The sequence below is a fragment of the Pseudomonas sp. NY15354 genome (genome assembly GCF_048068075.1).
In the GTDB taxonomy this organism is placed as follows: Bacteria; Pseudomonadota; Gammaproteobacteria; order Pseudomonadales; family Pseudomonadaceae; genus Aquipseudomonas; species Aquipseudomonas guariconensis_C.
The window spans coordinates 22,824-43,981 of the sequence record NZ_JBLUPV010000028.1 but is presented as its reverse complement, the minus strand read 5'-3'; the positions used below and the strand labels follow the sequence as shown (position 1 = coordinate 43,981).

The 21,158-nt window shown below is 63.5% G+C and carries 22 protein-coding genes; 12 read left to right on the top strand and 10 right to left on the bottom strand.

All coding sequences use genetic code 11. The features are described 5' to 3' along the window. Nucleotides 1–12: 12 nt before the first annotated feature. Both ACNFCH_RS21005 and ACNFCH_RS21000 read right to left on the bottom strand, forming a co-directional pair. The gene (locus ACNFCH_RS21005) at nt 13–543 is read right to left on the bottom strand and encodes a DUF5943 domain-containing protein (RefSeq protein WP_337160191.1); all 531 of its coding nucleotides are present in this window, start codon (nt 541–543) and stop codon (nt 13–15) included. Between the two features lie 77 nt (nt 544–620). After that, nucleotides 621–1,598, bottom strand: a complete 978-nt coding sequence (locus tag ACNFCH_RS21000; RefSeq protein WP_070090748.1) for a dipeptidase — start codon at nt 1,596–1,598, stop codon at nt 621–623. 274 nt (nt 1,599–1,872) lie between these two features. On the opposite strand from ACNFCH_RS21000, the gene ACNFCH_RS20995 reads away from it, so the two are divergent. After that, entirely contained in the window at nt 1,873–2,274 is a 402-nt protein-coding gene (locus ACNFCH_RS20995; RefSeq protein ID WP_043211074.1) for a lysozyme inhibitor LprI family protein, read from the top strand. 48 nt (nt 2,275–2,322) lie between these two features. Here the strand turns inward: ACNFCH_RS20995 and ACNFCH_RS20990 are convergent, their stop codons facing one another. Continuing rightward, the gene (locus ACNFCH_RS20990) at nt 2,323–3,267 is read right to left on the bottom strand and encodes a GlxA family transcriptional regulator (RefSeq protein WP_416743598.1); all 945 of its coding nucleotides are present in this window, start codon (nt 3,265–3,267) and stop codon (nt 2,323–2,325) included. A gap of 146 nt (nt 3,268–3,413) precedes the next feature. On the opposite strand from ACNFCH_RS20990, the gene choX reads away from it, so the two are divergent. From choX to ACNFCH_RS20965, 5 genes are all read left to right on the top strand, one after another. After that, entirely contained in the window at nt 3,414–4,358 is a 945-nt protein-coding gene (choX, locus tag ACNFCH_RS20985) for a choline ABC transporter substrate-binding protein (RefSeq protein ID WP_196163341.1), read from the top strand. Nucleotides 4,359–4,524: 166 nt separating this feature from the next. Then, nucleotides 4,525–5,409, top strand: a complete 885-nt coding sequence (locus tag ACNFCH_RS20980) for a 3-keto-5-aminohexanoate cleavage protein (protein ID WP_196163340.1) — start codon at nt 4,525–4,527, stop codon at nt 5,407–5,409. A 19-nt stretch (nt 5,410–5,428) separates the two neighbouring features. Then, nucleotides 5,429–6,394 (top strand): L-carnitine dehydrogenase, encoded by a 966-nt coding sequence (locus ACNFCH_RS20975; RefSeq protein ID WP_070090753.1) that lies wholly within the window; start codon nt 5,429–5,431, stop codon nt 6,392–6,394. 10 nt (nt 6,395–6,404) lie between these two features. After that, nucleotides 6,405–6,875 (top strand): thioesterase family protein, encoded by a 471-nt coding sequence (locus ACNFCH_RS20970; RefSeq protein WP_337160189.1) that lies wholly within the window; start codon nt 6,405–6,407, stop codon nt 6,873–6,875. A gap of 380 nt (nt 6,876–7,255) precedes the next feature. Further along, on the top strand, nt 7,256–7,513 hold the full coding sequence (locus tag ACNFCH_RS20965) for a hypothetical protein (protein ID WP_043211060.1): 258 nt from the start codon (nt 7,256–7,258) through the stop codon (nt 7,511–7,513). Nucleotides 7,514–7,768: 255 nt separating this feature from the next. Here ACNFCH_RS20965 and ACNFCH_RS20960 read toward each other — a convergent pair whose 3' ends face one another. Both ACNFCH_RS20960 and ACNFCH_RS20955 read right to left on the bottom strand, forming a co-directional pair. Then, nucleotides 7,769–8,875, bottom strand: coding sequence for a GlxA family transcriptional regulator (locus tag ACNFCH_RS20960; RefSeq protein ID WP_043211058.1), 1,107 nt, complete (start codon nt 8,873–8,875; stop codon nt 7,769–7,771). Between the two features lie 391 nt (nt 8,876–9,266). Beyond that, nucleotides 9,267–10,643 (bottom strand): L-serine ammonia-lyase, encoded by a 1,377-nt coding sequence (locus ACNFCH_RS20955; RefSeq protein WP_337160188.1) that lies wholly within the window; start codon nt 10,641–10,643, stop codon nt 9,267–9,269. Between the two features lie 442 nt (nt 10,644–11,085). On the opposite strand from ACNFCH_RS20955, the gene ACNFCH_RS20950 reads away from it, so the two are divergent. The 3 genes from ACNFCH_RS20950 (at nt 11,086) to choV (ending at nt 14,147) form a co-directional block, all read left to right on the top strand. Next, on the top strand, nt 11,086–12,033 hold the full coding sequence (locus ACNFCH_RS20950; RefSeq protein ID WP_337160187.1) for a choline ABC transporter substrate-binding protein: 948 nt from the start codon (nt 11,086–11,088) through the stop codon (nt 12,031–12,033). A 90-nt stretch (nt 12,034–12,123) separates the two neighbouring features. Continuing rightward, nucleotides 12,124–12,972: a choline ABC transporter permease subunit gene (gene choW, locus ACNFCH_RS20945; RefSeq protein ID WP_170831707.1), complete on the top strand. Its 849-nt coding sequence runs from the start codon at nt 12,124–12,126 to the stop codon at nt 12,970–12,972. Continuing rightward, nucleotides 12,969–14,147 carry a choline ABC transporter ATP-binding protein gene (choV, locus tag ACNFCH_RS20940; RefSeq protein ID WP_196163336.1) on the top strand — a complete coding sequence of 393 codons (1,179 nt, stop codon included), beginning with the start codon at nt 12,969–12,971 and terminating at the stop codon, nt 14,145–14,147. The genes choW and choV overlap by 4 nt, the downstream gene beginning before the upstream one ends. Nucleotides 14,148–14,271: 124 nt before the next feature. Here the strand turns inward: choV and hisF are convergent, their stop codons facing one another. From hisF to hisB, 5 genes are read right to left on the bottom strand one after another with little or no spacing between them, the layout of a single operon-like run. Beyond that, a complete protein-coding gene (gene hisF, locus ACNFCH_RS20935) occupies nt 14,272–15,042 on the bottom strand; it encodes an imidazole glycerol phosphate synthase subunit HisF (RefSeq protein ID WP_196163335.1) in 771 nt (256 codons plus the stop codon). A gap of 9 nt (nt 15,043–15,051) precedes the next feature. Further along, nucleotides 15,052–15,789: a 1-(5-phosphoribosyl)-5-[(5-phosphoribosylamino)methylideneamino]imidazole-4-carboxamide isomerase gene (gene hisA, locus ACNFCH_RS20930; protein ID WP_043211043.1), complete on the bottom strand. Its 738-nt coding sequence runs from the start codon at nt 15,787–15,789 to the stop codon at nt 15,052–15,054. Nucleotides 15,790–15,816: 27 nt separating this feature from the next. Next, nucleotides 15,817–16,077 (bottom strand): DUF2164 domain-containing protein, encoded by a 261-nt coding sequence (locus ACNFCH_RS20925; protein ID WP_196163334.1) that lies wholly within the window; start codon nt 16,075–16,077, stop codon nt 15,817–15,819. Next, nucleotides 16,078–16,716: an imidazole glycerol phosphate synthase subunit HisH gene (gene hisH, locus ACNFCH_RS20920; protein WP_043211039.1), complete on the bottom strand. Its 639-nt coding sequence runs from the start codon at nt 16,714–16,716 to the stop codon at nt 16,078–16,080. Further along, nucleotides 16,716–17,309 (bottom strand): imidazoleglycerol-phosphate dehydratase HisB, encoded by a 594-nt coding sequence (hisB, locus tag ACNFCH_RS20915; protein WP_043211130.1) that lies wholly within the window; start codon nt 17,307–17,309, stop codon nt 16,716–16,718. Before hisB ends, hisH begins: the two co-directional genes overlap by 1 nt. Before the next feature lie 265 nt (nt 17,310–17,574). On the opposite strand from hisB, the gene ACNFCH_RS20910 reads away from it, so the two are divergent. The 3 genes from ACNFCH_RS20910 to ACNFCH_RS20900 are packed head-to-tail and all read left to right on the top strand — an operon-like array spanning nt 17,575 to nt 21,148. After that, nucleotides 17,575–19,815 carry an AsmA family protein gene (locus ACNFCH_RS20910; protein ID WP_416743591.1) on the top strand — a complete coding sequence of 747 codons (2,241 nt, stop codon included), beginning with the start codon at nt 17,575–17,577 and terminating at the stop codon, nt 19,813–19,815. Continuing rightward, nucleotides 19,812–20,879, top strand: coding sequence for an A/G-specific adenine glycosylase (gene mutY / locus ACNFCH_RS20905; RefSeq protein ID WP_337160185.1), 1,068 nt, complete (start codon nt 19,812–19,814; stop codon nt 20,877–20,879). Before ACNFCH_RS20910 ends, mutY begins: the two co-directional genes overlap by 4 nt. Next, nucleotides 20,876–21,148 carry an oxidative damage protection protein gene (locus ACNFCH_RS20900; protein ID WP_043211032.1) on the top strand — a complete coding sequence of 91 codons (273 nt, stop codon included), beginning with the start codon at nt 20,876–20,878 and terminating at the stop codon, nt 21,146–21,148. Before mutY ends, ACNFCH_RS20900 begins: the two co-directional genes overlap by 4 nt. Nucleotides 21,149–21,158: the final 10 nt, after the last annotated feature.

The following is a 21,158-nucleotide window of genomic DNA, read 5'->3' as shown; positions in this document are numbered from 1 at the left end:
GCTCTCTCCGACTTACAACGGCTTGACGATGAACAGGCCGTCGTCGTGGCCTTCTTCCGAACCACCGTAGACCTGCTCGGCCACGGTCCGAATGGAGCTGCCGCGCGCGGCGAGAATCTGGTCCATGGCGCCGGCGAACCAGCCGGTGAACATGTAGTCGACCTTGCGGCCGCACTTGCCGTAGACGTAGACGAAGGCCGAGTGCTTGAGCTTGACGCTGCAGGTGCCTTTGTCCAGGTCGATGTCCTGGATCTCGAACAGGCCCCAGCCGCGCTGGGACAGGCGCTTCATGTAGTGCTCGAACACCGCGACGCCTTCCAGGCCATGGCACTCGGCCTCTTTTTCGCACCAGTGCCAAGCGGACTTGTAGCCGGCCTTGTAGAGGATCTCGGCGTAGGCCTCAGCGCCCAGCACTTCCTCGATACCGATGTGGTTGTTGACGAAGAAATGACGCGGTACATACAGCATCGGCAGGGCGTCGGAGGTCCAGACACCGGTCTCGGTATCGACTTCGATTGGCAATTGCGGGGCGATCTTGGCCATGGAAACTCAACTCCATCAAAATTTTTATTGGGTTGCCCCGGCGTTGCTGGCAGGGGCTTTCAGGCTTGAAGAGCGGCTTACTCGCCCCAGACGTCTTTCAGTACGTTGACCCAGTTCTCGCCCATGATCTTGCGCACCACACGCTCGGAGTGGCCGCGCTTGAGCAAGGTCTCGGTGAGGTTCGGGAATTCGCCGACAGTGCGAATCCCCAGCGGGTTGATGATCTTCCCGAAATTGGTCAGGCGACGGGCGTAACCCTTGTCGTGGGTCAGGTACTCGAAGAAGTCCTGGCCGTGGCCCTGGGTGAAGTCGGTACCGATACCGATCGCGTCTTCACCGACGATGTTCATGGTGTACTCGATGGCCTCGGCGTAGTCGTCGATGGTCGAGTCGATGCCTTTGGCCAGGAACGGCGCGAACATAGTCACGCCGACGAAGCCGCCGTGGTCGGCGATGAACTTCAGTTCTTCGTCCGACTTGTTGCGTGGGTGTTCTTTGAGGCCGGAAGGCAGGCAATGGGAGTAGCAGACGGGTTTCTTCGACTCGAGGATGACTTCCTCGCTGGTCTTGGAGCCGACGTGGGACAGGTCGCACATGATGCCGACGCGGTTCATCTCGGCGACGATCTCGCGACCGAAGCCCGACAGACCACCGTCACGCTCGTAGCAGCCGGTGCCCACCAGGTTCTGGGTGTTGTAGCACATCTGTACGATGCCCACGCCCAGCTGCTTGAACACATCGACGTAGGCGATCTGGTCTTCGAACGCGTGGGCGTTCTGGAAGCCGAAGAGGATGCCGGTCTTGCCCAGCTCTTTGGCCTTGCGGATATCGGCGGTGGTGCGCACCGGCATGACCAGGTCGCTGTTCTCGCGGATCAGCTTCTGGCTGGAGGCGATGTTGTCCACGGTCGCTTTGAAGCCTTCCCAGACCGATACCGTGCAGTTGGCCGCGGTGAGGCCGCCTTTGCGCATGTCCTCGAACAGTTCGCGGTTCCACTTGGCAATGATCAGGCCGTCGATGACGATGCTGTCGGCGTGCAGTTCGGCTGGGCTCATCAGGCTGTCCCCTTTTATTGAGTTCGCTTGCGCCAAACCTTGTGCCGGCGCTTTGGGGCCAGCATATGCCTGCGGCCCGAGGCGCCCCGATGCAAAAACGACAGGGGGTTTGCCGAAAGCGTCAAGACGCCGAATGGGCCCCTCTGCCACGGGTTTGGCCGATGAGAGCCAGTCTCGATAAGCCGCTTTATGAACTTTTCTTCAGGGATCTACCGAAGCGCTTCGCACTGAGCGAGAATCCCTGCGATTCGTCAGCCTGTTGAGGAGAAAACGGATGAAATCAATGGCATGGCTGGCCCTGGTGGCCGTCGCCCTGGGCGCTCAGGCGAGCGAGGAAGACAGCACGCCCTGCGACAACGTCGAAACCGACGCGCAGAACTACGCCTGCGCTGCCTACAACAAGCAGACCGCCGAGCGGGAGCTCAAATCGGCCTTTGACGATCTCATCCAGCGCATTACCGACCAGTACCCGGACGAAAACGACAAGGTCCAGCAGTTGACCGCCCGCCTGCAGGCGGCCGAGACCCTCTGGACCCAACTGCGCGACGCCGACTGCAAGGTCGAGACCTTTGCCGAAAAGCCCGGCAGCAAGGCATTCGAGGCGGCCTGGAACACCTGCGTGGCCCAGCGCAGCGATGACCGCTCCGAGTATTTGCAGTCCATCGGCCAGCAGTGATCTCGGGGCCGCTGCGCAGCCCAGGGTTGAGCGGTCACGGCCCCGAGATCAGGTCACCTTGAGCGAACGATCCTCCCGCGGACACCGCTCGAACCGCGCCCGATAGCAGCGGGTGAAATACGACGCCGACTCAAAGCCACAGGCGATGCTCACCTCCAGCACGCTCATGTCGGTTTGGCGCAACAACTGCCTGGCCTTGTCCAGGCGCAGGCGCAGATAGAAGCCACTGGGGGTGTCGTCCAGGTGCAGGCGGAACAATCGCTCCAACTGCCGCCGGGTGATCTGCACGGCATCGGCCAGCACCTCGGTGTTGAGCGGTTGCTCGGTATTGCGCTCCATTTCACCGATCACCCGCACCAGCTTCTTGTTGTTGATGCCGTAGCGCGATGCGATCTGCATGCGCTGGTGGTCTTGTCGCGGACGGATACGTCCGAGCACGAACTGCTCAGACACCTGCACCGCCAGCTCGCTGCCATGGGTCTGGGCGATCAAGTCGAGCATCAGGTCGATGGACGCGGTGCCGCCGGCGCAGGTGATGCGCCGACGATCGATCTCGAACAGCTCCTGGGTCGCCTGCAACCTGGGGTAACGCTCCTTGAAGGCTTCCAACGCCTCCCAATGCACGGTCGCCCGATGACCATCGAGCAACCCGGCTTCGGCCAGCACCATCGCCCCGGTGTCGATGCCGCCGAGCAACACGCCCTCATGGTCCAGGCGCCGCAGTACCTGGTACAACTGCGCGCCATAGCAGGCCAGCGGTTCGAAGCCGGCCACGATCAACAGCATGCGCGCCGCCTCCCCCTCCCCCAGCACGCCATCGGCATTCACCGACATGCCGTTGCTGGCCTGCACCGCACCACCATCTAGACTCAGCACGCGCCAGCGGTACAGCGGGCCGCGGAACCGGTTGGCCACGCGCAGCGGCTCCAGGGCACTGATGAAGCCCATCGCCGAAAAGCCTGGCAACAGCAAAAAGTGAATGATCTCGGGCATTGCATGCTCCACGGGAAAAGTGGTCGCTTCCGTGCAACTCTTGGTCGTCAGAGTGCGAATTTCCACCCCGTCACCAGCGTAGCGTGTTCACACGGCCCGCAGAGGCCGGCCCCAATAACAATATGCACTGCCGTTGGAGAGCCACCATGCACAGCTTCATCCGCCGCAGCTTGTTGTCCCTCGCGTTGAGCAGCACCCTCGCCACTCCCCTCCTCGCCGCCGAGCCCGCCGCCTGCCAAGACGTGCGCCTGGGCGTGGTCAACTGGACCGATGTCATCGCCACCAGCGCCATGGCCCAGGTCCTGCTCGACGGGTTGGGTTACCAGACCAAGCAGACCAGCGCGTCCCAGCAGATCATCTTCGCCGGTATCCGCGACAAGCGCCTGGACATGTTCCTGGGCTACTGGAACCCGATCATGACCCAGACCATCACCCCGTTCGTCCAGGCCGGGCAGGTCAAGGTCCTGGACAAGCCCAGCCTGGAAGACGCCCGGGCCACCCTGGCAGTGCCGAAGTACCTGGCTGACAAGGGCCTGAAGAGCTTCGCCGACATCCACAAGTTCGAGAAGGAACTGGGCGGCAAGATCTACGGTATCGAGCCCGGCTCCGGGGCCAACACCCAGATCAAGGCGATGATCGCCAAGAACCAGTTCGGCCTGGGCAAGTTCCAGCTGGTCGAGTCCAGCGAGGCCGGCATGCTCGCCGCGGTCGATCGCGCCGTGCGCCGCAAGCAGGCGGTGGTGTTCTTCGGCTGGGCGCCGCACCCGATGAACGTGAACCTCGACATGGTCTACCTGGGCGGCAGCCAGGACGCCCTGGGCCCTGACGAAGGCCGCGCCACGGTCTGGACCGTCACCGCGCCCGACTACGCCGAGCGCTGCCCCAATGCCCACCGCCTGCTGGCCAACCTGACCTTCAGCGCCGAGGACGAGAGCCGCATGATGCAGCCGCTGCTCGACCACAAGGACCCGCTGCAGTCCGCCCGCCAGTGGCTCAAGGATCACCCCGACGACAAGGCACGCTGGCTCGAAGGCGTGACCACCTTCGACGGCAAGCCGGCGGCCGAGCACCTCAACCTCAGCGCCAACTGATCTACCGGTTCGCGGGCTGACCCGCTCCCACACCAACACGACGCTGCGCCTGTGGAACGCGAGGTTGCCCCACGCCCCCAGGACTCACCGCAGCCCCTGTGGGAGTGGGCTCACCCGCGAAAAGCACACCACCGACCTCACAGACATACCCTGAAGGATCCGTGCCATGAACCATGACGTCATCATCACCTGTGCACTGACCGGCGCTGGCGACACCGTCGCCAAGAGCCACCTTGTCCCAGTCACACCCAAGCAGATCGCCGAGTCCGCCATCGAAGCCGCCAAGGCCGGCGCCACGGTGGTTCATTGCCACGTCCGCGACCCGCAGACGGGCCGCTTCAGCCGCGACGTGGCGCTGTACCGCGAAGTGATGGAGCGCATTCGCGAATCCGACGTCGATGTGATCGTCAACCTCACCGCCGGCATGGGCGGCGACCTGGAGATCGGCCCTGGCGAGAAGCCCATGGAGTTCGGCCCTGGCACCGACCTGATCGGCCCACTCGAGCGCCTGGCGCACGTGGAGGCCCTGCTGCCGGAGATCTGCACCCTGGACTGCGGCACGCTCAACTTCGGCGATGGCAACGCCATCTACGTCTCGACCCCGAGCCAGTTGCGCGCCGGTGCCAAGCGCATCACCGAACTGGGCGTGAAGGCCGAATTGGAGATCTTCGACACCGGCCACCTGTGGTTCGCCAAGCAGATGATGAAAGAAGGCCTGCTGGACGATCCGCTGTTCCAGCTGTGCCTGGGCATCCCCTGGGGCGCCCCGGCCGACACCACCACCATGAAGGCCATGGTCGACAACCTGCCAGCCGGCGTGACCTGGGCCGGTTTCGGTATCGGTCGCATGCAGATGCCCATGGCAGCCCAGGCTGTGCTGCTTGGCGGCAACGTGCGGGTCGGCCTGGAGGACAACCTCTACCTGGACCGTGGCGTGCTGGCCAGCAACGGCCAGTTGGTCGAGCGCGCGGTGGAGATCATCACCCGCCTTGGCGCCCGCGTCCTGACCCCGGCCGAAGGCCGCGAAAAAATGAACCTCAAGCGCCGCTGAGCCCACCCGGAGAATCGCCATGACCTTCATCACCGAGATCAAGACCTTCGCCGCCCTCGGCAGCGGCGTGATCGGCAGCGGCTGGGTCGCCCGCGCCCTGGCCCACGGCCTGGACGTGATCGCCTGGGACCCGGCTCCCGGCGCCGAACAAGCCCTGCGCAAACGCATCGCCAACGCCTGGCCAGCCCTTGAGAAACAAGGCCTGGCACCTGGCGCCGCCCAGGACCGCCTGCGCTTTGTCAGCACCATCGAAGAATGCGTGCGCGACGCCGATTTCATCCAGGAAAGCGCCCCGGAACGCCTGGATCTGAAGCTCGACCTGCACGCCAAGATCAGCGCCGCGGCCAAGCCCAATGCGATCATCGGCTCCAGCACTTCGGGCCTGCTGCCCAGCGAGTTCTACGAGTCCGCCACGCACCCCGAGCGCTGCGTGGTCGGCCACCCGTTCAACCCGGTATACCTGCTGCCGCTGGTGGAAATCGTCGGCGGTCAGCACACCGCTCCCGAAGCCATCGAGGCCGCCAAGACCATCTACACCGCCTTGGGCATGCGCCCGCTGCACGTGCGCAAGGAGGTCCCGGGCTTCATTGCCGACCGCCTGCTCGAAGCCCTGTGGCGCGAGGCCCTGCATCTGGTCAACGACGGGGTGGCCAGCACCGGCGAGATCGACGATGCGATCCGCTTTGGCGCAGGCCTTCGCTGGTCGTTCATGGGCACCTTCCTCACCTATACCCTGGCCGGGGGCGACGCCGGCATGCGTCACTTCATGGCGCAGTTCGGCCCGGCGCTCAAGCTGCCCTGGACCTACCTGCCGGCGCCAGAGCTCACCGACAAGCTGATCGACGATGTGGTCGAGGGCACCTCGGAGCAGTTGGGTGATCGCAGCATCGCCGCCCTGGAGCGCTACCGGGATGACACCCTGCTCGCCGTGCTCGACGCGGTGAAGAACAGCAAGGCCCGCCACGGCATGGCCTTCGGCGATTGAGGAGACGGCGATGTCCGCACTGATCACCTACCGCACCCCAGTCCAGGAGGACTGGGTCGACTACAACGGGCACCTGCGCGATGCCTTCTACCTGCTGATCTTCAGCTATGCCACCGACGCGCTGATGGAGCGCATCGGCCTGGATGCCGACAGCCGTGGGCAGAGCGGCAATTCGCTGTTCACCCTGGAGGCGCACATCAACTACCTGCACGAAGTGAAGCTGGGCACCGAGGTATGGGTGCAGACGCAGATCATCGATTTCGATCGCAAGCGCCTGCATCTGTATCACAACCTGCACCGGGCAGGGTTCGACGAGGCCCTGGCGGCCAGCGAGCAGATGCTCCTGCATGTGGATCTGGCGGGGCCGAAGTCGGCGCCGTTCAGTGAACGCAGCGCGGGCTTGCTACAGGGACTGGTGGATACGCAGCGGGACCTGCCGGCTGCGCAGTTCGTAGGGCGAGTGATGCGACTGCCCGGCTGAACCAAACCCTTTCTGGGGCTGCTTTGCAGCCCGATCGCGGGACAAGCCCGCTCCTACAGGAATTTACGCCGACCCTGTAGGAGCGGGCTTGTCCCGCGATGGTTTCCCGCAGGCAAAAAAATAACCCCGGAAAGCCGTGAGCATCCGGGGCCAAGAGAGCGAGCAACATCCACTTTGCACGAGTGAGGGTGACCAAACCCTCGTTTGCCGTGAATGCGTCCAGTGTGGGGCCTGTGGGGTTGCTGGATTTAGCCGGGAACGACCTGTTCTTAGCCAAAGAAGCCATTGCGACATTCTGTCCTTGCCGCCCTGTCGGCTTGGTCAGAGAATCGGTTGCAGATCACAGCAGCACTCTCTTAGCGATAAAAGGGACAACAGCCATGATGCATGCGGATTTGATTGATCAGGAAGACCTGCTGGGCCAACTGCGCTCCAGGGGCTTCGAGATTCCGGCGGGCGCCAGTGCCGAGCAGGCCTGCGAAGCCGTGGTGCGGGGGCTGACCGAGCCCAACGCGCGCGCGCTCAAAGGCATGGTCGAGCAGATGTACACCGGCAGCGCCACCATCCTCCCAGCCGTGCGCCAGGCCATCGAGAAGCAGCTCCTGCCGGCCTTGGCAGAGTTCAAGAACCGCGCCTGACGCCCAGATCCATTCGCGGGTAAACCCGCTCCCACAGGACTGCGCAGGCCTTTGGACTGCCCCCAAGAAGTTGGACACCAATCCAACCCTTGGGGGGCAGTCCACTTCAGGCTGGCAGGGATCCTGTGGGAGCGGGTTCACCCGCGAAAGGGCCGGTGCCCACAACACGGATGCAATGGCCCCACAGGGCTCGATGAGAACCCTGTGGGGCCATTGTTTACGCGCCGTTCGACGCGCATGAGCGTCGATGCGGCGTCAGAGCCTTACGCTGGCAAATGTCGACTCGTTGCGCGCCTGGCTCAGCGAGGCCATCGGGCCACTGTGCGGGGTCAACGCCATCGCCTGCGGAATCGGCATCATCGCCACCTGCTGCGCGGTATTGGAGCCCACACGCTCGTCACGCGGCGGAATACCGAAGTACTCGCGGTAGCACTTGGAGAAGTGCGGCGTGGAAACGAACCCACACACCGAAGCCACTTCGATGATCGACATCGGCGTCTGCTTGAGCAGCTGCCGCGCGCGGATCAGGCGCAGCTTGAGGTAGTAGCGCGACGGCGAGCAGTGCAGGTACTTCTGGAACAGGCGCTCGAGCTGACGACGCGACACCGACACATACACTGCCAGTTCGTCCAGGTCGATCGGCTCTTCCAGGTTGGCTTCCATCAGCGCGACGATTTCCTGCAGCTTGGGCTGGTTGGTGCCGAGCATGTGCTTGAGCGGCACGCGCTGGTGATCCTGCTCGTTGCGGATGCGCTCGTAGACGAACATCTCGGAGATCGCCGCCGACAGCTCACGGCCGTGATCACGGCTGATCAGGTGCAGCATCATGTCCAGCGGCGCGGTGCCGCCGGAGCTGGTGAAGCGGTTACGGTCCAGGGTGAACAGACGGGTGCTCATGTTCACCCGTGGGAAGGCTTCCTGCATCGCGGCCAGACATTCCCAGTGCACGCTGCAATCGAAGCCATCGAGCAGGCCGGCACAGGCCAGCGCCCAACTGCCGGTACACACCGCGCCAAGGCGACGGGACTGGCGCGCCTGGGCTTGCAGCCAGGTGACGTGTTCGCGGGTGACGGTGCGCTGGATGCCGACACCACCGCAGACGATCACGGTGTCCATCGGTGGTGCGCTGTGCATGGCGGCGTCCGGGGTGATCTGCAAGCCGTCACTGGCCCAGACCTGGCCGCCATCGACGGTCAGAGTGTGCCAGCGGTACAGCTCACGGCCAGAGAGCTGGTTGGCCATGCGCAGCGGCTCGACGGCGGATGCAAGGGAAATCAGGGTGAAGTTATCCAGCAGGAGAAACCCGATGGACTGGGGAGCTGTGCGGTTCTGGGTTGGGGTCCCGGAGGTGTACGACGTCATCGCGATTTCTCCTCACACAAATGCAGGATGTGCCTCAGGCTGGCACTGTTTTCTTGTAATGGCCCCAGTTCGTATGCAGAGGCTTTGCCAACTTCAACGCAAAGGTCGTGCCTGAAATTGAACGACCATTCAAAAAAAACCAAAAACGACGTCGCACCAAGGCCGTCAGGGCTTTTCCTTTAGATCTGTAGGAAAACGCGAACTAGCGCGCTAGCGCCGCTGCGTGTAACCCATGAGCAGTTAAGTAGCACTTTTGGGAAGGTTGCCCAGAAGCGACATCCATAAGTGTCACCGACAACGACACCTCTGGTAGCGACAGCTGACAGCCGGTAGTGGACGGCCGATGCGCCAACAAGTGGCGCACCGACCGAAGATGGGCAAAATTGGCGCATCAGCACTCGATGGCGCTGACGGCAAGGCCGCCACGGGAGGTTTCCTTGTACTTGTCGTGCATGTCGGCCCCGGTGTCACGCATGGTGCGGATCACCTGGTCGAGAGAGATGAAGTGCTCACCGTCGCCGCGCAGGGCCATCTGCACGGCGTTGATCGCCTTGACCGCAGCAATGGCGTTGCGCTCGATGCACGGCACCTGGACCAGGCCACCGACCGGATCGCAAGTCAGGCCCAGGTTGTGCTCCAGGGCGATCTCGGCCGCGTTTTCCAGCTGCGGCGGGGTGGCGCCCAGAACCTCCGCCAGGCCAGCTGCGGCCATGGCGCAGGCCGAACCGACCTCGCCCTGGCAACCTACCTCGGCACCGGAGATCGAAGCGTTCTTCTTGCACAGGATGCCCACCGCGGCGGCGCCGAGGAAGAAATCCACCACGTTGGATTCATCCACCGCGTCCGAGAAGCGCATGTAGTAGTGCAACACCGCCGGGATGATGCCCGCCGCGCCATTGGTAGGCGCGGTGACCATGCGCCCGCCCGCGGCGTTCTCCTCGTTGACGGCCAGGGCGAACAAGTTGACCCACTCCATGGCGCTCATGGTCGAGCCGATCACGTTGGGCTTGCCCAGTTCCTGCAGGCTGCGGTGCAGCTTGGCGGCGCGGCGACGTACGTTGAGGCCGCCAGGCAAGGTGCCTTCGTACTTGAGGCCGTTGTTCACGCATTCCTGCATGGCGTGCCAAAGCTTGAGCAGGCCGGCGCGGATTTCTTCCTCGCTGCGCCAGGCCTTTTCGTTCGCCATCATCAATTGCGACACACGCAGGTCGTTTTGCTTGCACAGGCTCAGCAGTTCGGCCGCGCTGTTGAAATCGTAGGGCAGTACCGTGTTGTCAGCGTCCAGCACACCGCTTGCAGCCTGGGCTGCATCGACCACGAAGCCGCCACCGACCGAGTAGTAGGTGTCGCGGTGCAGCTCGCCCTGCGCGCCTTCGGCGATCAGGGTCATGGCGTTGGGGTGGTACGGCAGGTTCTCGTCCAGCAGCAACATGTCGCGGCTCCAGACGAACTCGACCGGCAGGCGGCCATCGAGCTGCAAGGTGCTGGTTTCGCGCAGTTCAGCGATGCGCGGGGCGATCACCGTGGGGTCGATGGAGTCGGGCCACTCACCCATCAGGCCCATGATGGTGGCGTTGTCGGTGCCGTGACCGACGCCGGTCGCCGACAGCGAGCCATACAACCGGACTTCCACTCGCCTGACCTGTTCCAGCTCGCCGCGCTGGCGCAGCCCTTGGACGAACAGGGCGGCAGCACGCATGGGGCCGACGGTGTGGGAGCTGGAAGGCCCTACACCGATCTTGAACAGGTCGAACACGCTGATGGCCATTGTCGAATCACCTCTTGATGGGCTTGTCTCCCCGCGGCATGTGGCGGGTTGCGCAACTGCTAGGCTGATACCGCGAGTTGCCGCGAATGCACGCATCATCGGGCTTTTGCCCCACTACCCGCCGTCTGCAACCGACGTACTTTTGTCCAGCAACGCCGCCCGCTCCAGACGCCCTGCGCGCCGCTTTCGAGGGGGCTGGTGACGTAAAAACCCAGGGTAGAGGGTGGAAAAATCCATATGCGACATTGCCCTTACTGGATGCGACCCGTCCTGTACTGGTTACGACCCCACCAGTAGGCGATTGCCGAACGCTGGGGGATTATCGAAAGCGACTCGTATTGCACGGCCTCGCATCCTGCCCTCTGCAGGCCTGGTCGACCGGAGCCTAGAGAAAGCCCGGCGCCCCGCGGGAAACCCGAAGAAAAATCACAGGAGTCCATCCATGAAAGGTTCACCCTCGCTCTTGCTGGTCGCGATGCTCGCAACCCCCCTTCTGGCTCAGGCCGTGGAGCCCGAGCAGTGTCAGACGGTGCGGTTCTCCGACGTCGGCTGGACCGACATCACCGTAACCACCGCCGTCACCAGCGTTGTACTCGAAGCCCTGGGCTACAAGACTCACACCAACATGATCTCGGTACCGGTCACCTACAAGTCGCTGGCCGCCGGCAAGGACCTGGATGTGTTCCTCGGCAACTGGATGCCGACCATGGAGAACGACATCAAGCAGTACCGGGACGCCGGTACAGTCGAAACCGTGCGCGCCAACCTGGAGAACGCCAAGTACACCCTGGCCGTCCCCCAGGCGCTGTATGACAAGGGCCTCAAGGACTTCGCCGACATTCCCAAGTTCAAGAACGAACTGGGCGGCAAGATCTACGGCATCGAGCCGGGCAACGACGGCAACCGCACCATCCAGAGCATGATCGACAAGAACGCCTTTGGCCTGAAGGACGCCGGATTCAAGCTGGTGCAGTCCAGCGAGGCGGGCATGCTGTCGCAGGTGGACCGTTCGCAGAAGCGCGGCGAGGCGGTGGTGTTCCTGGGCTGGGAACCGCACCCGATGAACAAGCGCTTCAAGATGCAGTACCTGTCCGGCGGTGACGAGTTCTTCGGCCCCGAGTTCGGCAAGGCGACCGTCCTGACCAATACCCGCAAGGGCTATACCCAGGAATGCAGCAACGTCGGCCAACTGCTGAAGAACCTGTCGTTCACCCTGGACATGGAAAGCACCCTCATGGGCAACGTCCTGGACGACAAGATGAAAGCCGACGCAGCCGCCAAGGCGTGGCTGAAGAACAACCCGCAAGTGCTCGACACCTGGTTGGCCGGAGTGACGACCGTGGATGGCAAACCCGGGCTGGAGGCGGCCAAGGCCAAACTGACGCAATAACAACAAGGATGCAGTAGCAATTGGCACTACCTCGGGGCAGGCCAACGCCCGCCCCGGACTGATTTCAATCTTTGCAGGTGGAAGCTCGCTATCATGCTTATCGATCAGAAAATACCTCTGGGGCAGTACATCGCCTCATTCGTCGAATGGCTGACCCAGAACGGTGCCAACTATTTCGATGCCATCGCCCAGGGCCTGGAATTCATGATCCATGGGGTCACCAGCGCCCTGACCTGGTTCAACCCTTACGTCCTCATCGCCTTGTTCGCCGCCCTGGCGCACCTGATCCAGCGCAAATGGGCGCTGACGGCATTCGTCGCGCTGTCCTTCCTGCTGATCTTCAACCTCGGCTACTGGCAGGAAACCATGGAGACCCTGGCGCAGGTCACCTTCGCCACCGTGGTGTGCGTGGCGATCGGGGTGCCGCTGGGCATCGTCGCCGCGCACAAACCGATGTTCTACACCGCCATGCGCCCCGTCCTGGACCTGATGCAGACGGTTCCTACCTTCGTTTACCTGATCCCGACCCTGACCCTGTTCGGTCTGGGCGTGGTTCCAGGGTTGATCTCCACGGTGGTGTTCGCCATCGCCGCGCCGATCCGCCTCACCTACCTGGGGATCTGCGACGTACCCCAGGAGCTGCTCGACGCCGGCAAGGCCTTTGGCTGCTCGCGCCGCCAACTGCTGACCCGCATCGAACTGCCCCATGCAATGCCCAGCATCGCGGCGGGCGTCACCCAATGCATCATGCTGTCGTTGTCGATGGTCGTGATCGCCGCCCTGGTGGGCGCCGACGGCCTGGGCAAACCTGTGGTCAACGCACTGAACACCGCCGATATCGCCCTGGGCTTCGAGGCGGGCCTGGCGATCGTGCTGCTGGCGATCATGCTGGACCGTATCTGCAAGCAACCGGAGCTGCCGGCGCGAGGTGAGTCATGAGCATCATTCGTTTCGAAGACGTCGACGTCATCTTCTCCAACAAGCCACGCGAAGCGCTGGCGCTGCTGGACCAAGGCCAGACCCGCGAGCAGATCCTCAAGAAGACCGGTCTTGTGGTCGGCGTCGAGAAAGCCAACCTGGACATCAACAAAGGCGAGATCTGCGTGCTCATGGGCCTGTCGGGCTCGGGCAAGTCCAGCCTGCTGCGCTGCATCAACGGCCTGAACACCGTCAGCCGCGGCAAGCTGTTCGTCGAGCATGAAGGCAAGCACATCGACATCGCGCACTGCACCCCGGCGGAGCTGAAGATGATGCGCACCAAGCGCATCGCCATGGTGTTCCAGAAGTTCGCCTTGATGCCTTGGCTGACCGTGCGCGAGAACATCAGCTTCGGTCTGGAGATGCAGGGCCGCCCCGAGAAGGAACGGCGCAAGCTGGTCGACGAGAAGCTCGAGCTGGTGGGCCTGACCCAATGGCGCAACAAGAAGCCTGACGAACTCTCCGGCGGCATGCAGCAGCGCGTGGGCCTGGCCCGGGCACTGGCCATGGATGCCGACATCCTGCTGATGGACGAACCCTTCTCGGCCCTCGACCCGCTGATCCGCCAGGGCCTGCAGGACGAGCTGCTGGAGCTGCAGAACAAGCTGAGCAAGACCATCGTGTTCGTCAGCCATGACCTGGACGAAGCACTCAAGCTGGGCAGTCGTATCGCCATCATGAAAGATGGCCGGATCATCCAGTACAGCAAGCCTGAAGAGATCGTCCTGAACCCGGCCGACGACTATGTCCGTACCTTCGTCGCCCACACCAACCCGCTCAACGTGCTGTGCGGTCGCAGCCTGATGCGCACCCTGGACAACTGCAAGCGGGTCAACGGCTCGGTATGCCTGGACCCAGGCGGCGACTCCTGGCTGGACCTGGGCGAAGGCAACTCGATCAAACGCGCCCGCCAAGGCCAGAACGGCCTGGACCTGCAGAACTGGGTACCGGGGCAGGATGTGGAAACCCTGGGCCGCAAACCGACCCTGGTCAATGCCAACATCGGCATGCGCGAGGCCTTGCAGATCCGCTACCACACCGGCAACAAGCTGGTGCTGCAGGAGAACGACAAGGTGGTGGGGATTCTCGGCGACAGCGAGCTGTATCACGCGCTGCTGGGCAAGAACCACGGGTAATCGATGGATTGGGGCCGCGCTGCGGTCCCTTCACGGCACAAGGCCGCTCCTCCAGGGATTGTGCAACCCCCTGCAAGAGCGGCCTTGTGCCGAGAAAGGGCTGCAAAGCAGCCCCAATCAATAGTCAGCGAACGACGATACCGCGTGCAGCCATGTAGGCCTTGGCTTCCGGCACGGTGTACTCGCCGAAGTGGAAGATGCTCGCCGCCAGCACAGCGCTGGCGTGGCCTTCGAGAATCCCGTCAGCCAGATGCTGCAGGTTGCCGACACCGCCCGAGGCGATCACCGGGATACCCACCGCATCACTGATGGCCCGGGTCACGCCCAGGTCGAAACCACTCTTCATGCCGTCCTGGTCCATGCTGGTCAGCAGGATCTCACCGGCGCCCAGTCCTTCCATCTTCTTCGCCCAGGCCACCGCATCCAGGCCGGTCGGCTTGCGCCCGCCGTGGGTGAAAATCTCCCAGCGTGGCACTTCGCCAGGGCCGGAGACTTTCTTGGCGTCGATGGCGACGACGATGCACTGGGAACCGAAACGCTCGGCAGCCTCGCCCACGAACTCAGGGTTGAACACTGCGGCGGTATTGATCGAGACCTTGTCGGCACCGGCGTTGAGCAGGTTGCGGATGTCCTGCACGGTACGCACGCCACCGCCCACGGTCAGTGGGATGAACACCTGGCTGGCCATGCGCTCGACGGTATGCAGGGTAGTGTCACGGCCGTCGACGCTGGCGGTGATGTCCAGAAAGGTGATCTCGTCAGCCCCCTGCTCATCGTAGCGACGGGCGATTTCCACCGGGTCGCCGGCATCGCGGATGTTCTCGAACTTGACGCCCTTGACCACCCGGCCGTTGTCCACGTCCAGGCAAGGGATGATGCGCTTGGCCAGTGCCATGTTCTGTCCTCAGCCTTGGTAGTTGTCGCAGAAGGCCTGGGCCTCAGCGACATCGAGGGTGCCTTCATAGATGGCGCGGCCGGTGATGGCGCCGATGATGCCCGGGGTCTTGGCATCCAGCAGGGCCTTGATGTCGCCCAGGTTGTGGATGCCGCCGGAGGCGATCACCGGGATCGACGTGGCTTCTGCCAGGGCCTTGGTGAAGGGCACATTGCAGCCCTGCATCATGCCGTCCTTGGCGATGTCGGTGTAGACGATCGCCGAGACGCCATCGGCCTCGAAGCGCTTGGCCAGGTCGATGACCTGCACCGAGCTGACTTCGGCCCAGCCGTCGGTGGCGACGAAGCCGTCCTTGGCATCCAGGCCGACGATGACCTTGCCCGGGAACGCCTTGCACGCCTCGGCGACGAATTCAGGCTGCTTGACCGCCTTGGTGCCGATGATGACGTAGCTCACGCCAGCCTTGACGTAGTGCTCGATGGTTTCCAGCGAACGGATGCCGCCGCCGATCTGGATCGGCAGGTTCGGATAGCGTTTGGCGATGGCAGTGACCACTTCGCCGTTGACCGGCTGGCCTTCGAAGGCGCCATTGAGGTCGACCAGATGCAGGCGACGGCAGCCACCCTCGACCCATTTGGCGGCCATGCTCACCGGGTCGTCGGAAAATACCGTGGAGTCTTCCATGCGGCCTTGGCGCAGACGCACGCAGGCACCGTCCTTCAGATCGATAGCGGGGATAATCAGCATCTTGGGAACCTGTCTAATCAGTGAAATTCAGGGCTTCTCGAGTGCCCACAGGTCGCTCTCGATGCTCTCGAACCGCTCCTTGAGGTGCAGCTGAACATCGGCAATCGCCCTGTTGTAGTAGTGGGGTGCAATTTCCTTGCTGAACAACTCGAGGACCTCAGCCACCTCGAACGACCCAAGCGTCAGCTCGAAGCGGTCTTCGAGGAAGCGCTTCAAGGTGTCGAGCGCCTCGCGCTCCTGCTCGGGAGCCAGGGTGATGACCGGGGCCTTGGTCCGCGATTTGCTCATTTACCAGCGTCCATCCCAGCTGACGAAGTTCTGCAGCAGTTGCAGGCCATGGGTATGGCTCTTCTCGGGGTGGAACTGCACGGCGAAGCGCGAACCCTCGGCCAGGGCCGCGGCGAAATCGACGCCATAGTGGCCGCGACCGGCCACCTGCCCGGGCTTGCCGGCATTGATGTAGTAGCTGTGCACGAAGTAGAAGCGCGCGCGGTCGGGGATGTCGTGCCACAGGGGGTGGTCGATGGTCTGGCTGACTTCGTTCCAGCCCATGTGCGGCACCTTCAGGTGTTCGCCGTCTTCCTGCAGGTCCTTGCCGAAGAAACGCACCTGGCCAGGGAACAGGCCGATGCAGTCGACACCGTCGTTCTCCTCGCTGTGGTCCAGCAGGGCCTGCATGCCTACGCAGATGCCGAGGAACGGACGGTCCTGGCTGACTTCACGCACCAGGCTGTCGAAGCCCAGGCGACGGATCTCGGCCATGCAGTCGCGGATCGCGCCCACGCCCGGGAACACCACGCGGTCGGCTTCGCGGATCACCGCGGCGTCGCTGGTGACCAGCACCTTGCCAGCCCCCACGTGCTCCAGGGCCTTGGCCACCGAGTGCAGGTTACCCATGCCATAGTCGATTACGGCGACCGTCTGCATCACAGGCATCCCTTGGTGGAAGGCATCTGCCCGGCCATGCGCTCGTCCTGCTCGACGGCCATGCGCAGCGCGCGACCGAAGGCCTTGAACACGGTTTCGATCTGGTGGTGGGTGTTATGGCCGCGCAGGTTGTCGATGTGCAGGGTCACCAGGGCGTGGTTGACGAAGCCCTGGAAGAACTCCTGGAACAGGTCGACATCGAAGCCGCCCACGCTGGCACGGGTGTACGGCACGTGCATCTGCAGGCCCGGACGGCCGGAGAAGTCGATGACCACGCGGGACAGGGCTTCGTCCAGCGGCACGTACGAATGGCCGTAGCGGCGGATGCCCTTCTTGTCACCGATGGCCTGGGCGAACGCCTGGCCGAGCGTGATGCCGACATCTTCGACGGTATGGTGGTCGTCGATATGCAGGTCACCCTTGCACTCGATGTCCAGATCGATCAGCCCATGCCGGGCGATCTGGTCGAGCATGTGTTCGAGGAAAGGCACACCGATATCGAATCGGGCCTTGCCACTGCCATCGAGGTTGATCGAGGCTTTTACCTGGGTTTCCAGGGTATTGCGCTCGACGGAAGCCTTACGTTCGACCATCACCAGCTCCGCAAAATCATTGGGCGAAAAGGCTGCCATTATAGGCCCAGATCGCGCCCGCTTGGAACGCGGATGACATATGGCAATGTCGCAATTGTGTAATTTCTGCGGTTTGAGGCGACGGCGTGCTCGCTCCCGGGACAAGCCCGCACCCACATGGACTGCACGGCCCCTGCCATCGGCCACTATTGAATACGCCGAGGTCCTACCCACAGCGCTATACTCCCAGGCTTGAATTTCAAAAACGGACTACAAGGACTCGCCCATGAAAGCGTTCGGCAAAATCCTGGGGCTGGGGCTTCTCGGGTTGCTGCTGATCATCGTGGCGCTGGGCTTCGCCCTGACCCACCTCTTCGATCCCAACGACTACAAAGACGAGATTCGCCAGTTGGCCCGCGACAAGGCCCACATCGAGCTGACGCTCAACGGCGATATCGGCTGGAGCCTATTCCCGTGGCTGGGCCTGGAGCTGCACGAGGCCAGTATCGCCACGCTGAACAAGCCCAAGGAGCCGTTCGCCGACCTGCAGATGCTGGGTTTGTCGGTCCGTGTGCTGCCGCTGCTGCGCCGAGAGGTGCAGATGAGCGACGTGCGCGTCGAGGGCCTGAACCTGATCCTGAACCGTGACGAACACGGCCACGGCAACTGGGAAGACATCGGCAAGCCACTGCCACAGCCTGCCGACACGCCATCGACCGGCACGGCCGAAGCGCCTGCCACGGCCAATACCCCGGCCAACAAGGAAGACACCCGCGAGCGCATGGTCAAGCTGGACATCGACAGCCTGACCGTCAACAACGCCCAGGTGCAGTACACCGACGCCAAGACCGGCCAGACCTTCACCGCGCAAAGCATCCAGCTGAGCACCGGCGCGGTCCATGAGGGCGTGAACATCCCGCTCAAGGCCAGTGCCTTCCTCACCGTCGGCCAACCAAGCCTCAAGGCACGCACCGAGCTGACAGGCGAGCTGCGTTTCGACCGCAAGCTCAAGCGCTACAACATCGAGGACATGCGTCTTTCCGGCGAAACCTCTGGCGAACCGCTGGCCGGCAAGACCATGACCTTCGCCGCACAAGGCCAGTTGCTGGTCGACCTGGCGGCCAACGTGGCCTCCTGGAATGGCCTGAAGCTGTCTGCCAACCAACTGCGCGCCTTGGGCGAGCTGAACCTGCGCGACCTGGACAAAACCCCGCAGCTGAGCGGTGGCCTGTCCATCGCCCAGTTCGACCTGCGCACCTTCCTCGACAGCATTGGCCATCCGCTGCCCGCCACCGCCGACCCGGCCGCTTTCGGCAAACTGGAGCTGGTCACCCGCCTGCAGGCCAATCCAACCAGCCTGGCCCTGGAAGACCTGGCCGTGAAGCTCGACGACAGCACCTTCAGCGGCCGCATCGCCATCGACGACTTCGCCAAGCAGGCCCTGCGCCTGCGCCTTAAAGGCGACACGTTCAACGCCGACCGCTACCTGCAAGCCAAGAGCGAACAGGCCAAGGGTGCCAGCGCCGCGCGCCACGCCGAGGTCCAGCAGCAGGAAGCCAGTGCCGTGAGCGGCCCGAGCACGACCCCACTGCCCAATGCGCCTACCCAAGTGGCCTGGAGCAGCGACAAGTTGCTGCCGGTGGATCGCCTGCGCCAGCTCGACCTGCAGGCAGACGTCTCGTTCGATGCCCTGACCCTGGACAAGCTGCCGATCACCGATGCCCAGCTCAAGGCCAATGGCCAGGGCGGCCTGCTGACCCTCGAAACCCTGCGCGGCGGCCTGTACGACGGCAGCTTCGAGAGCAACGGCACGCTCGATGTTCGCCCCGCCGTGCCACAGATCGGCGTGAAGACCCGGATCAACCGCGTGCCGGTGGAACACTTCATCAATGCCGACACCCCGGACAAAGCGCCACCGGTCAAAGGCCTGCTGACGTTGTCCAGCGACCTGACCGCCACCGGCAACAGCCAGAAAGCACTGGTCGACACGCTCAACGGCAATGCCAGCTTCACCATCAATGATGGTGTGCTGGTCAACGCCAACCTCGAGCAGCAGCTGTGTCACGCCATCGCCACCCTCAACCGCAAGACCTTGAGTGGCGAACCGCGCGGCAAGGACACTCCCTTCCAGGAACTGCGCGGCAGCCTGGTGGTGCGCAATGGCGTCGCCAGCAACCCTAACCTGAGGGCAAGCATTCCAGGCCTGACCGTCAACGGTCACGGCGATGTGGACCTGCGCGTACTGGGCATGGACTACAACCTCGGCGTGATCGTCGAGGGTGACCAGCGCGCCATGCCGGACCCGGCCTGCCAGGTCAACGAGCGCTATGTCGGCATCGAAGTGCCGGTGCGCTGCCGTGGCCCGTTGGAGCTCGGCGCCAAGGCCTGCCGCCTGGATCAAGAAGGCCTGGGCAAGGTCGCCGCCAAGTTGGCCGGCAACCGCCTACAGGAAAAACTCGACGAGAAGCTCGGTGACAAGGTCAGCCCGCAGCTCAAGGATGCACTCAAGGGGCTGTTCAAACGATGAGTCCCGAGCAGTTCTCCAACGCCGTGCTGCGGTGGTACGACCAACACGGCCGACATGACCTGCCCTGGCAACAGGGCATCACGCCTTACCGGGTGTGGGTGTCGGAAATCATGCTGCAACAGACCCAGGTGAGCACTGTGCTCAACTACTTCGACCGCTTCATGCAGGCCCTGCCAACCGTGCAGGCTCTGGCCGAAGCGCCGGAGGACGAAGTGCTGCACCTGTGGACGGGCCTGGGTTACTACACCCGGGCGCGCAACCTGCAAAAAGCCGCGAAAATCGTGGTCGAGCAGCACGCCGGCGAGTTCCCGCGCAGCGTCGAGCAGCTCACGGAACTGCCCGGTATCGGCCGCTCCACTGCCGGCGCCATCGCCAGTATCAGCATGGGCATTCGCGCGCCGATCCTCGACGGCAACGTCAAGCGCGTGCTGGCCCGCTACACCGCTCAGGCCGGTTATCCCGGCGAGCCGAAGGTGGCCAACGCGCTATGGGCCAATGCCGAGCGCTTCACGCCACACACCAGGGCCAACCATTACACCCAGGCGATGATGGACCTGGGCGCGACCCTCTGCACCCGCAGCAAGCCCAGTTGCCTGATCTGCCCACTCAAGGCCGGCTGCCAGGCCCACCTGCTCGGTGAAGAAACCCGATACCCCGAACCCAAGCCGCGCAAGACGCTGCCCCAGCGCCGCACCCTGATGCCGCTGCTGGCCAACCATGAAGGCGCCATTCTGCTCTATCGCCGCCCCTCGAGCGGCCTGTGGGGCGGGCTGTGGAGCCTGCCGGAACTGGACAGCCTGGAACAGCTCGACGACCTGACCTACCAGCATGGTCTGCGCGCCACCGACAGTCAGGCCCTGGACGGCCTGACGCACACCTTCAGCCATTTCCAGTTGGCCATCGAACCCTGGCTGGTGCGCGTCGACCCGCTCGGTGCGCCCGTGGATGAGCCCGACTGGCTCTGGTATAACCTCGCCACCCCGCCGCGCCTGGGCCTCGCCGCCCCGGTCAAGAAGCTGCTCAAACGCGCGGCCGATGAATTGATTGCAGGAGAGTCCCGATGACCCGCACCGTGAAGTGTCGCAAGTACAACGAAGAACTCCCCGGCCTGCCACGCCCACCCTACCCGGGCGCCAAAGGTCAGGACATCTTCGATCACATCTCGCAGAAGGCCTGGGACGAGTGGCAGAAGCACCAGACCATGCTGATCAACGAAAAGCGCCTGAACATGATGAACGCCGAGGACCGCAAGTTCCTCCAGGCGGAGATGGACAAGTTCTTCGCTGGCGAGGAATACGCCCAGGCCGAAGGGTACGTTCCGCCGAGCGAATGACCCCAGAAAA

Bases quoted from the DNA above. Each gene is read 5' to 3' on its own strand.
- ACNFCH_RS20900 (WP_043211032.1), top strand. From the start codon at position 20,876: ATGACCCGCACCGTGAAGTGTCGCAAGTACAACGAAGAACTCCCCGGC.
- ACNFCH_RS20970 (WP_337160189.1), top strand. From the start codon at position 6,405: ATGTCCGCACTGATCACCTACCGCACCCCAGTCCAGGAGGACTGGGTC.
- hisF (WP_196163335.1), bottom strand. From the start codon at position 15,042: ATGGCACTGGCCAAGCGCATCATCCCTTGCCTGGACGTGGACAACGGC.
- ACNFCH_RS20990 (WP_416743598.1), bottom strand. From the start codon at position 3,267: ATGCCCGAGATCATTCACTTTTTGCTGTTGCCAGGCTTTTCGGCGATG.
- ACNFCH_RS20965 (WP_043211060.1), top strand. From the start codon at position 7,256: ATGATGCATGCGGATTTGATTGATCAGGAAGACCTGCTGGGCCAACTG.
- ACNFCH_RS20925 (WP_196163334.1), bottom strand. From the start codon at position 16,077: ATGAGCAAATCGCGGACCAAGGCCCCGGTCATCACCCTGGCTCCCGAG.
- ACNFCH_RS20980 (WP_196163340.1), top strand. From the start codon at position 4,525: ATGAACCATGACGTCATCATCACCTGTGCACTGACCGGCGCTGGCGAC.
- hisB (WP_043211130.1), bottom strand. From the start codon at position 17,309: ATGGTCGAACGTAAGGCTTCCGTCGAGCGCAATACCCTGGAAACCCAG.
- ACNFCH_RS21005 (WP_337160191.1), bottom strand. From the start codon at position 543: ATGGCCAAGATCGCCCCGCAATTGCCAATCGAAGTCGATACCGAGACC.
- ACNFCH_RS20910 (WP_416743591.1), top strand. From the start codon at position 17,575: ATGAAAGCGTTCGGCAAAATCCTGGGGCTGGGGCTTCTCGGGTTGCTG.
- ACNFCH_RS20950 (WP_337160187.1), top strand. From the start codon at position 11,086: ATGAAAGGTTCACCCTCGCTCTTGCTGGTCGCGATGCTCGCAACCCCC.
- ACNFCH_RS20955 (WP_337160188.1), bottom strand. From the start codon at position 10,643: ATGGCCATCAGCGTGTTCGACCTGTTCAAGATCGGTGTAGGGCCTTCC.
- ACNFCH_RS21000 (WP_070090748.1), bottom strand. From the start codon at position 1,598: ATGAGCCCAGCCGAACTGCACGCCGACAGCATCGTCATCGACGGCCTG.
- choV (WP_196163336.1), top strand. From the start codon at position 12,969: ATGAGCATCATTCGTTTCGAAGACGTCGACGTCATCTTCTCCAACAAG.
- ACNFCH_RS20995 (WP_043211074.1), top strand. From the start codon at position 1,873: ATGAAATCAATGGCATGGCTGGCCCTGGTGGCCGTCGCCCTGGGCGCT.
- mutY (WP_337160185.1), top strand. From the start codon at position 19,812: ATGAGTCCCGAGCAGTTCTCCAACGCCGTGCTGCGGTGGTACGACCAA.
- ACNFCH_RS20975 (WP_070090753.1), top strand. From the start codon at position 5,429: ATGACCTTCATCACCGAGATCAAGACCTTCGCCGCCCTCGGCAGCGGC.
- ACNFCH_RS20960 (WP_043211058.1), bottom strand. From the start codon at position 8,875: ATGACGTCGTACACCTCCGGGACCCCAACCCAGAACCGCACAGCTCCC.
- hisA (WP_043211043.1), bottom strand. From the start codon at position 15,789: ATGCTGATTATCCCCGCTATCGATCTGAAGGACGGTGCCTGCGTGCGT.
- choX (WP_196163341.1), top strand. From the start codon at position 3,414: ATGCACAGCTTCATCCGCCGCAGCTTGTTGTCCCTCGCGTTGAGCAGC.
- hisH (WP_043211039.1), bottom strand. From the start codon at position 16,716: ATGCAGACGGTCGCCGTAATCGACTATGGCATGGGTAACCTGCACTCG.